The 8,463-nt window shown below is 61.0% G+C and carries 11 protein-coding genes; 6 read left to right on the forward strand and 5 right to left on the reverse strand.

The genetic code is table 11. The features are described from left to right. Positions 1–360: 360 nt before the first annotated feature. Positions 361–1,299 (reverse strand): cytochrome c oxidase assembly factor Coa1 family protein, encoded by a 939-nt coding sequence (locus tag VJR29_01450; GenBank protein HKY62061.1) that lies wholly within the window; start codon positions 1,297–1,299, stop codon positions 361–363. A gap of 223 nt (positions 1,300–1,522) precedes the next feature. On the opposite strand from VJR29_01450, the gene VJR29_01455 reads away from it, so the two are divergent. From VJR29_01455 to VJR29_01470, 4 genes are all read left to right on the forward strand, one after another. After that, positions 1,523–2,089, forward strand: a complete 567-nt coding sequence (locus tag VJR29_01455) for a hypothetical protein (GenBank protein HKY62062.1) — start codon at positions 1,523–1,525, stop codon at positions 2,087–2,089. Further along, complete coding sequence (locus VJR29_01460; protein HKY62063.1) at positions 2,089–2,364, forward strand: hypothetical protein; 276 nt, start codon at positions 2,089–2,091, stop codon at positions 2,362–2,364. Before VJR29_01455 ends, VJR29_01460 begins: the two co-directional genes overlap by 1 nt. Continuing rightward, on the forward strand, positions 2,361–2,711 hold the full coding sequence (locus VJR29_01465) for a hypothetical protein (protein ID HKY62064.1): 351 nt from the start codon (positions 2,361–2,363) through the stop codon (positions 2,709–2,711). The genes VJR29_01460 and VJR29_01465 overlap by 4 nt, the downstream gene beginning before the upstream one ends. Before the next feature lie 146 nt (positions 2,712–2,857). After that, a complete protein-coding gene (locus VJR29_01470; protein HKY62065.1) occupies positions 2,858–4,996 on the forward strand; it encodes a hypothetical protein in 2,139 nt (712 codons plus the stop codon). On the opposite strand, the gene VJR29_01475 is transcribed toward VJR29_01470, so the two are convergent. Further along, positions 4,944–5,171, reverse strand: coding sequence for a DUF5522 domain-containing protein (locus VJR29_01475; protein ID HKY62066.1), 228 nt, complete (start codon positions 5,169–5,171; stop codon positions 4,944–4,946). The two genes, VJR29_01470 and VJR29_01475, sit on opposite strands and share 53 nt — an antisense overlap. A 2-nt stretch (positions 5,172–5,173) precedes the next feature. Between VJR29_01475 and VJR29_01480 the strand changes: the two genes are divergently transcribed. Both VJR29_01480 and VJR29_01485 read left to right on the forward strand, forming a co-directional pair. After that, positions 5,174–5,701: a hypothetical protein gene (locus VJR29_01480; protein ID HKY62067.1), complete on the forward strand. Its 528-nt coding sequence runs from the start codon at positions 5,174–5,176 to the stop codon at positions 5,699–5,701. 191 nt (positions 5,702–5,892) lie between these two features. After that, positions 5,893–6,876: a hypothetical protein gene (locus tag VJR29_01485; protein ID HKY62068.1), complete on the forward strand. Its 984-nt coding sequence runs from the start codon at positions 5,893–5,895 to the stop codon at positions 6,874–6,876. 175 nt (positions 6,877–7,051) lie between these two features. Here VJR29_01485 and mutT read toward each other — a convergent pair whose 3' ends face one another. The 3 genes from mutT to VJR29_01500 all read right to left on the reverse strand — a co-directional run. After that, positions 7,052–7,477, reverse strand: a complete 426-nt coding sequence (mutT, locus tag VJR29_01490) for an 8-oxo-dGTP diphosphatase MutT (protein HKY62069.1) — start codon at positions 7,475–7,477, stop codon at positions 7,052–7,054. Next, positions 7,474–8,070, reverse strand: coding sequence for a DJ-1/PfpI family protein (locus VJR29_01495; protein HKY62070.1), 597 nt, complete (start codon positions 8,068–8,070; stop codon positions 7,474–7,476). Before VJR29_01495 ends, mutT begins: the two co-directional genes overlap by 4 nt. Further along, positions 8,071–8,463, reverse strand: a 393-nt coding sequence (locus tag VJR29_01500; protein ID HKY62071.1) for a TatD family hydrolase, incomplete at its 5' end; no start/stop codon positions are given. It lies immediately after the preceding gene.

Consider the following 8,463-nt stretch of genomic DNA (forward strand, 5'->3'; position numbering starts at 1 on the left):
GCATCCGCGCAACGTGGTCGGGGAGCATTACGACTTGGAGCACGGCGAGCTGCCCGATCCGGAGTGGAACGCCATCACCTCGCTCAAGGACGAATTGCAGGCGGTGGAGCAGAAGCTGACCAAGCTGATGAAAGAGCGACCTAATGATTACGATATTTAGGGGCTGTCATCCTGAGCGGGGGCCCCGGTTGAACGCCGCGAGGTTCAAGTGAAACCGGGGGGAAGGATCTGCGACTGGCCTAGAAACTTAGGGTTGCAGAATCCCCTTCGTGTCCTCGGATCCTCTTAGGAGGAGACGAAGGGGATTGGACCTTTCAAAAACCTTGGTGGGTCGCAGATCCTTCGCTTCGCTCAGGATGACTACTTCACCACCACTGACTCCAAAATGCTCCCCAGCACCGCTTCGGCCTTGTCGAAATCGGCCGGCGTCGGCGCGCCGAGCAAGAGAGTCAGCGAGACGGTGCCGTAGCGCTCGTCCTCGAAATAGCCGGTCCAGACCGCGGTGGTCTGGCCGTCGCCCCTTTGCTGGATTTCGAGCAGGCCCAGGGCCTTGCCCAAATCCTTGCGGGCAAAGCCGAGGATCTCGCCGCGCTTCAATTGGTTGGCCGACTTTTGCAGGAGCGAGGGAAAGAGAGTTTCATAAGGGATCGTCTGGTCGAAGAAGGTCGCGTTGCCGACGAAGTAAGCCGAACGGTCCTCGGGCCGGAACTCGGCTTCGCGGCGGACCAGGTTGAGCTGTTTCCAAGTCGCTGGAACCTTGAAAGCGATCGGTTGATCGGGCCAGGCGACCTCGGTCCAGCCGGAGGTGTCGGCATCGTGGCGCAGCGTCCTCCCGCCGGCGGCGGTGGATCCGGGAGCCGGCGGCGGTTGGACCGGCGCTTCGGCCACCGGCGGCGGCAGTCCGGGCCTTGCTTCGGGCCCCGGGATCTCGAGCGAGCGCCCATCGGCCATTTCGAGCCGGCCCGACTGGTAGTGCCAAATTCCATGCTGACGATAGAGCGAGGCGTAATACTTGCCCTTGGCCTTGCTTCCCTGGACCGACATCGAGAAGGCGGCCTTGCCCGAGCCGCCGCCGTCGGTCGAAAAATTTCCGATCGGCCAGCCGGTATCCTGAAGCTCGCCCAAATTCTGCTGGGCCACCGGGCTCTGCCGCAGGACGGTCACGGCCATTTGGGCCGGCTCCGATTCCTTCAATTGATAGAAGACGAAAAATAAGATTCCCCCGATCGTCAGGCCGAGGAGGAGGAAAAAAGCCACCGCCGCCAAGACGACGTATTTCACCCAACTGCCGTTTTGCACGGAGCCTCCTTATCCCCCTTTGAAAAAGGGGGGCAGGGGGGATTTGAAAGCCGTTGTAAAGCAATGAGGCTCGATTCCTCGGCTTTTTTCTTCCGGCAACCGCTTTAAATCCCCCTTGATCCCCCTTTTTCAAAGGGGGAGATTTCAGAAGAATCACGTCGACTATTTCGCCATATTCTGCCGAGCTGACAAGGTTTTGTCGAATTGTTAAAACCCTGGCCTCATGAGCTTGACCTTCCTCGTTGCCGCGCTTGAATCGATCTTGGTCGCCATGGGATTGGCGATCCTCGGCCCTAATGCCGAGGGACTGCATTGGGCGATCCGCTGGACCGGCCGGCTCTCCCTTTTGCTTTTTCTTTCGGCCTTTCTGGCCAGCAGCCTCCAGCGCTCGCTGCACCGGCCCTGGACCGCGGCCTTGCTCCGGCGGCGGCGCTACGTCGGACTGGCCTTCGCCGCTTCCCAATTCATTCACTTGGCCCTGATCGGCCTGGCTTACCGGCGGGCCCCGGCGACGATGGGGCCGCTCGATTTCGCCTTCTACGGCGGCGCCGTCGGCTATTTCTTCACCGGCCTGCTGGCCCTGACCTCGAACGACCGGGCCTTCCATTGGCTCGGCCCCAAGCGCTGGCGGCTTCTCCATGCCACCGGCATGGGTGTCCTCTGGCTGATTTTTTTCGTCACCTATCTCCCCGGCCTTCGCGAGGGCGGGATTCCTTTGGTCTTGCTGCTCGTCTTAGGGCTGGCCTTGGTTTTCAAGCTGACGGTAAAATTCGCCGCGAGGAAACGCTGATGGGAAAATTCCTGCCCTCGTTGATCGTCCTGATCTCCATCGCCCTGATCTCGATGGTCTCGCATTTTTATTCGGCCACCCCGCCGGAATTGGGGGCCGCGACCTTCTTCGGCCCTTGGAGCTTGCTGAAAGGCAGCTTGGCCGGCGACCCGGCCTTCCTCGACACCGTCAGGCATTTCAGCATCGAAAGAGTCGGCCTCTGGGAGAATCCGGGCTTGGCGGCGGTGATCGGCTTCAACACACTTTTCATTTTACTGATGCTGCGCAAGGCATGAGCTACTTCCAACTCTTCCTCCAAAGCTATGCCATCGAGGCCGTCTTCCTCAGCGTCCTGCTGTTCCGCAAAAGCTTGGGCCGAGTGCTTTTCCTGGTCTTGCTGGCCAATGCCCTCACCCATCCGCTGGTGGTTTTCGGCTTTATCGCCTTTCCCGACAGCAAGCTGATCGTCACCCTGCTCTTGGCCGAGACCTTCGCCATCCTGGTCGAAGGAGCTATCTATTGGAAAAAACTAAACTTATCTTGGTGGGTGGCGCTGATCTTAGCGGCTTCGGCCAACCTGTTGAGTTGGGAGCTGGGGCCCCGCCTGAGCTGGCTGGCCATGAAATATCAGTTCTATTTCTAGCCCTTAGCGCAACTTTTCCTCGCCCGGACCGACCTCTTAGCACTAAAGTTCATTTTTCTCCGAGGGACGGGCACATGGAATCAAGGGGGCTTACCGCGCCGTTTGCGGCGCGAGAGCTGGACACATCGGCATGGGGCGCAAGCGCCGTGCGTGAGATCGAATCGCTTTCTCATGAGCGGGATCCCGAGCTTTACGGCGAAGGCCTCCTCTCCTTGGCTCAGCGCTTGGCCAAGCAAGACCGGCTGGAGCCGGCTCTCCGCCTTTTCCATCACCTTCAGCAAAACAATCCCGCCGCCTCGGCAATCGCCCGGAAGGCCGGCCGCGAAATCGACGCCATCGAGGGCCGCGGCGCGATCGGCGGGCGGGTCGAGTTTTCGATCGGCCGCTTCAGCCGCGAGGCGATGAATCCGGCGCTGCTCTTCGGGATGGCCACCGCCGGCACGGTATTCCAGGTTTCACGGGCTGCCTTGCTCGGAAAGCTCTTGGGCTCGGCCCCCAGCCTCGCGACTCGCGGCTTCGGAGCCCGGGCCTTGGCCGGAAGCGCCGCTTTTGCCTTGGAAGGGCCGAGCTTCGTCGCCGCCACCCAGGGGGCCCGCTTGGCCTTGGGCGAAAATCCGGCTCCCCATTCCTCTTTCGGAAAGGAATTGGCCGGGGCCTATTTGACCTTGGGCGGCCTGAAGCTGGTGGGCTGGGGCGGCGAGCAGGCCGTCCGACTCAGCGGCGCGGGTGCCTTGGCCCGAGCCACGATTCCCCAAGCCAGCGCCTATCTGGGCCTCTTGGCCGGCCACGGCCTCGAGCACTGGACCGGGCTGCGCCAGATTTCGAGCGGCGATACTTGGCTTTTGGACTCGCTCATCACGATGGCCCAGTTGAAGGTCGGCGGCGGGCTGTCGAACGCCCTGCTCGGCCGGCGCTTCGCGAATTTTCAAAGCGGGCTCAACCTGGCGGCGGAGCAATCCATGCCCTTGCCCAAGCTGCCCAGCCTCGAGGCCCTCAGCCCCGGTTTGGCCTTCGACGCCCCCGGCATCCCCCGTTCTCAAGCTTGGCGGGAGGCCCTCCATGGGCCTTTCAAGATTCAAGGTAGCGGAAGAAAGTCTCCCTCAGGATTTTGGAATGCGGCCGACTCTTCCAACAGCTCCGCGTCCTTGAAGAGCCGCATGATTCCGGAGGGGCTGCCCCAGATGCCGCTGGAAAGATCGGATAACCCGGTGGCGGCCATCGCCGGGCTCCTCGAAAATCACATGAACCGCTTCCACCCCCAGTCGCTGGAGATCCATTACCAAGGCCGAATGATCGTCCATCGCGACCAGGAAGTGCTCAAGGCGCGACTGCGTCCGCTCTTCGAGAAAAGCGCGATTCCCCAAGGTTTTGTGGCCGTTATCGCCTTTCTCGAGGGCATGCCCAAGATCGCCTTGATCTACAAAAAGGTCAACGACCGGATGGACAGCCAGTTCACCACCCTCCGGCTACCGGACAATCAATCGAGCTCGCCCAACTTGGGCCTGGCACCTGGCTTCGGGACATCGGCCATCCGGACCCTGAGCCGTGTCGAAGACCTGCATGACCAGCTGGCCGAGATCCTCCAAACCCGTAGCCCCAAGATCAATTATGCGGGCGAGTGGCGGATTCGCGACGACATGGCACTTGCTCAAATGCTGCAAAGACCCGGCGGATTGGCGCCGGACCAAACCTTCACTCTGGCTCTCAAGGAGCGGGGGGTCCAAATCGTCTTCGAATGGAAAACCGAAAAGGGCGTGAGAAAAGTGGAATCGATCACTCAACCGATCGACTCCAGTTTCCTGAGCCTCAACAGCGCCGCCAGCAGCAGCGGCACCACGCCGCGAACGCCGGCCGTGACGCCCCATGAAGGTCGGGAACGGATTTCGGACCCGGGCCGTAGCACGCCCTTGCCGGCCGAAACCTCCGATGCCAGGGTCCATTCTTGCCCCAGCCCCAACAAGGCCCTCGAGAAGTTCCACGAGCTGCTCATCGGCGGAGATCCTTTGGCTTTTATCCCCTCGATCGAGATGCGCTCCGGCAACCTCGACGAGAGCAGCTTGGCCTTCATCGCCGAAATGCTGAGCAGCAATCCCCTGCCCAAGGGCCGAAAGGTCAACTTGGTCTGGGTGGAGCGGCCTTCCGGCTTCCTGCGGATCGAAAGCGATGAAAGCGGCAAAGTCACGGCCGAGCTGAGGGTTTTCGGCCAAGGCAGCCAAAATTACCTGCTGAAGCCTAATTTCGCGGGCGGCGAGAAGCTCGAGATGCGCTTCGTTCGCCATCGCTGAGTCCGGTGGCGCCCTCCGCTCGCGAGGGGCCCATGGGATCGAAGCCGTAAGGACAATGGCGGCAGCCGCTCTCGCAGCAGTAACCCCGCTTCAATAAATAGGCGGCGGTGAAGACCATGAAGCCGTCCTCGTTGAAATAATAATCCTTGCCGAAATGGAGATCTTCGCGGGGCATCTATGATACTCCAGGCCAGCAGCTTGCCACGAAGGCTGGCTTTTGTCCCGGCTTTGATCGAAAATCGAGCCATGGCCGAGCCCCAGGAACCGATTCGAGTTTGGAATTACCGGCTGGATGCCGAGGGCCAGCTCTGGCACGACGGCTCGGTCTTCGACGATCCCAATATCCTAAAATTCTTCATGAGGAAGATGGAGCGGCTGCCCGACGGCCGCTACTTCGCGCTCTGCCAAGGCGAGGAGTGCTATTTCGACCCCGAGGACACGGTCTACGTCGTCCAATCGCTGCGGCCGATGCCCGATAAGATCGAGCTGGTCTTCCAAGGCGGCTACCGCGAGGACCTCGACCCCCGCAGCCTCCACGTCGGCAAGGACAACGTCTTCTACTGCCGGGTCCGCGGCGGCGCCTTCGAGGCCCGTTTCAACCGCAAGCCTTATTTGGAGCTGGCCCGACAAATCGGCTATGATCCGGCCAAAAAAGAATACTTCCTCGAGCTGAACCATCGGCATTATCCCATTGCCGGCGTTTGAATTTTATCTGCAAAACGTGAGATCATCCTGAGGAGCGAAGCGATGAAGGATCTGCGACCCACCAAGATCCTTTGCTAGCCCCAAGTCCCTTCGGGTCTTCGAAAGGGCGCTAGGGAGACGAAGGGGCCTTGATAGCATAAGTCCCTTGGCCAGTCGCAGATCCTTCGCTTCGCTCAGGATGACATATCCTAATGATCAAAAACCTGATGTCTTGGCTCTTCTCGGTCTGGATGGCCCTATTCCTGGCCCTGCTTTACGGCATCGTCGCCTTCCTCACCTTTCGCTATCCGGCCTTTCATAACACCTTCAAGCTCATGACCGTGGCCTATCTCTTCATCGTGCCGATCGTGATCGGAGCGATCACGGTGTTTTTCGGCGAATGGTCGCGGCGCCGCAACTGGTGGTACCGGATCTTCATGCCCTGGGCCACCGTCGCCGTGCTGGCTTGCATCACGCTATTGCTGGCATGGGAGGGCGCCATTTGCGTCGTGATGATTCTGCCGAGCTTTTTGATCATGGCGAGCCTCGGCGGCGCGCTCTACGGGCTGGTCCGCGACATGCGGGGAAACCGTCTCGGCGGCTTCGCCTTCGCCGCCCTGCTCGCTCTCCCCTTCCTGGTGGCGCCCCTCGAGAGCCGCTTCTCGCAAGAGACCGAATACCGCAAGGTCCACACCGCCATCGACATCGCGGCGCCCGGCGCCGCAGTCTGGCCGGAAATCATCGAGGTGCGGAAATTCAAGCCCGAGGAGTATCGCTTCAGCTGGGTCCATGCCATCGGCTTCCCCCGGCCGGTGGAGGCGACCCTCGATCGACCCGGCATCGGCGGGATCCGCCAAGCCAGCTTCGAGGGCCATGTCCTCTTCATCGAAACCATCGACCACTGGGAAGAAGGCCGCTCGCTCAGCTTCAACATCGCCGCCGATCCCGATTCGATCCCCCAGCGGACCTTGGACGAGCACGTCACCGTCGGCGGCCCCTACTTCGACGTTTTGCAGGGCCGCTACGAGATCGAGCCCTTGGGTGCCGGCAAAGTCCGGCTCCATTTGACCAGCTTCTACCGCCTGACCACGCCTTTCAATTTCTACTCCAGCCTGTGGACCGACTTCGTGATGCGGGACATTCAGAAATATATCTTGGTGGTGTTGAAGGAGCGGAGCGAGGGGAGGTCATCCTGAGCATGCCCTTTGTCATCCTGAGCAAAGCGAAGGATCTGCGACCCATCAAGGTTCTTTTGTAAAGTTTATTCCCTTCGCGACTTCAGAGGGATTCCGTGGAACGAAGGCGCCCTGTATTCCATAAGCTCCTTGGCCAGTCGCAGATCCTTCGCTTTGCTCAGGATGACGCCGTGCCCTAGGATGACACCGTAGTCTGCAGCGACCGGATGATCTCCTTATCCGCCTCCGGAAACTCATACTCCCCCAGCAGCCGCGGGTGGACCCAGCGCCAGTCGGCGCATTCGATCGCCTTGGGCTCGCCGGCCAGGATGATGCAAAGCAGGAAGTAGAGGTGGACGCTCTTTTCGGGATAGTCGTGACGCAGCTCTTGGATCAGCTTCAGCGGCTTGATCTCGACGTCGATCTCCTCCTGGCATTCCCGGACCGCGCATTCGGCCAGGCTTTCGCCGGGCTCGATCTTGCCGCCGGGGAACTCCCAGCAATGGCCGAGGTGCGAGGTCTTGAGCCGTTTGGTGATGAGGAATTCGCCCTGGCGCTCGATGACGCAGGCGACGACTTGGACGCAGTGCGGATCGGGCAGCGGGCGGTGGTCGAGTTTCATGCCAGCACCTTGAAGTCGTTTTGATATTCCAGATGCTGCTTCAGCCGCTGAGCGATTTCGGGGCCGGCGAAGCGCTCAGTCAGCCAAATGCCAAGCTCGATGCCGGAAGTGATCCCGCCGGCGGTGACGATGTCGCCCTCATCGACCACCTTGGCGTCCACGAAGTCGATGCCGGCCCCTTCGAGGTCGATCCGGGCCAGGTGATGGGTCGTCGCCCGCCGGCCGTTCAAGAGGCCGGCCGCGGCGAGCAGCATCGCGCCGGTGCAAACCGAGGCCAATTGCACGCCCTTTTTCTTCCACTCGGCCAAACGCCGGGGCAGCTCGCCCCGCCGGACTTCGGACCAGGCACCCTTGACCGAGTGATTGATCCAGCCGCCGCCCGGCACCACGATCCAGTCGCCGGGTTTAGGTTCGAGGACTTCGGGAATGATTCGGGTGCCGTAAGCCAAGCGGAGCTCGGCCACCGGCTCGGCGCTGCCGAGCTTGACCTCGAAGTCGGCGCCCAGCTTGTAAGCGCAGCTCAAGGCCTCGAAAGGACCGAAGACGTCGAGCTCCTCGCAGCCTTCAAACAACAATATGCCGAAACGATTCATTCAAGCTCCCAATGAAAATAGTTGAGTGGCATTGGCGCTGGTCCGCTCGGCCACTTCCTCGACGCTAAGCCCCTTCAGCTCGGCGATCTTCTCGGCGACGTAACGGACGTAGGCCGGCTCGTTGCGCTTGCCGCGGAAGGGGATCGGCGTGAGGAAGGGCGAATCGGTCTCGATCAGCATCCGCTCCAAGGGCAGCCGTTTGGCGGCGTCCTGAGTCTCTTCGGCTTTCTTGAAAGTCACGATCCCGGTGAAGGAAACGTGGAAATTTTCCTCGATCACCCGCTTGCCGAATTCGTAATCGCCGCTGAAGCAATGAAAGACCCCGCCGATCTCGCGGGCACCTTCTTCTCTCAGGACCTGGAGTAGCTCCTCGTGGGAGTCGCGGTCGTGGAT

The organism is bacterium (assembly GCA_035281585.1).
GTDB lineage: Bacteria > UBA10199 > UBA10199 > DSSB01 > DSSB01 > DATEDP01.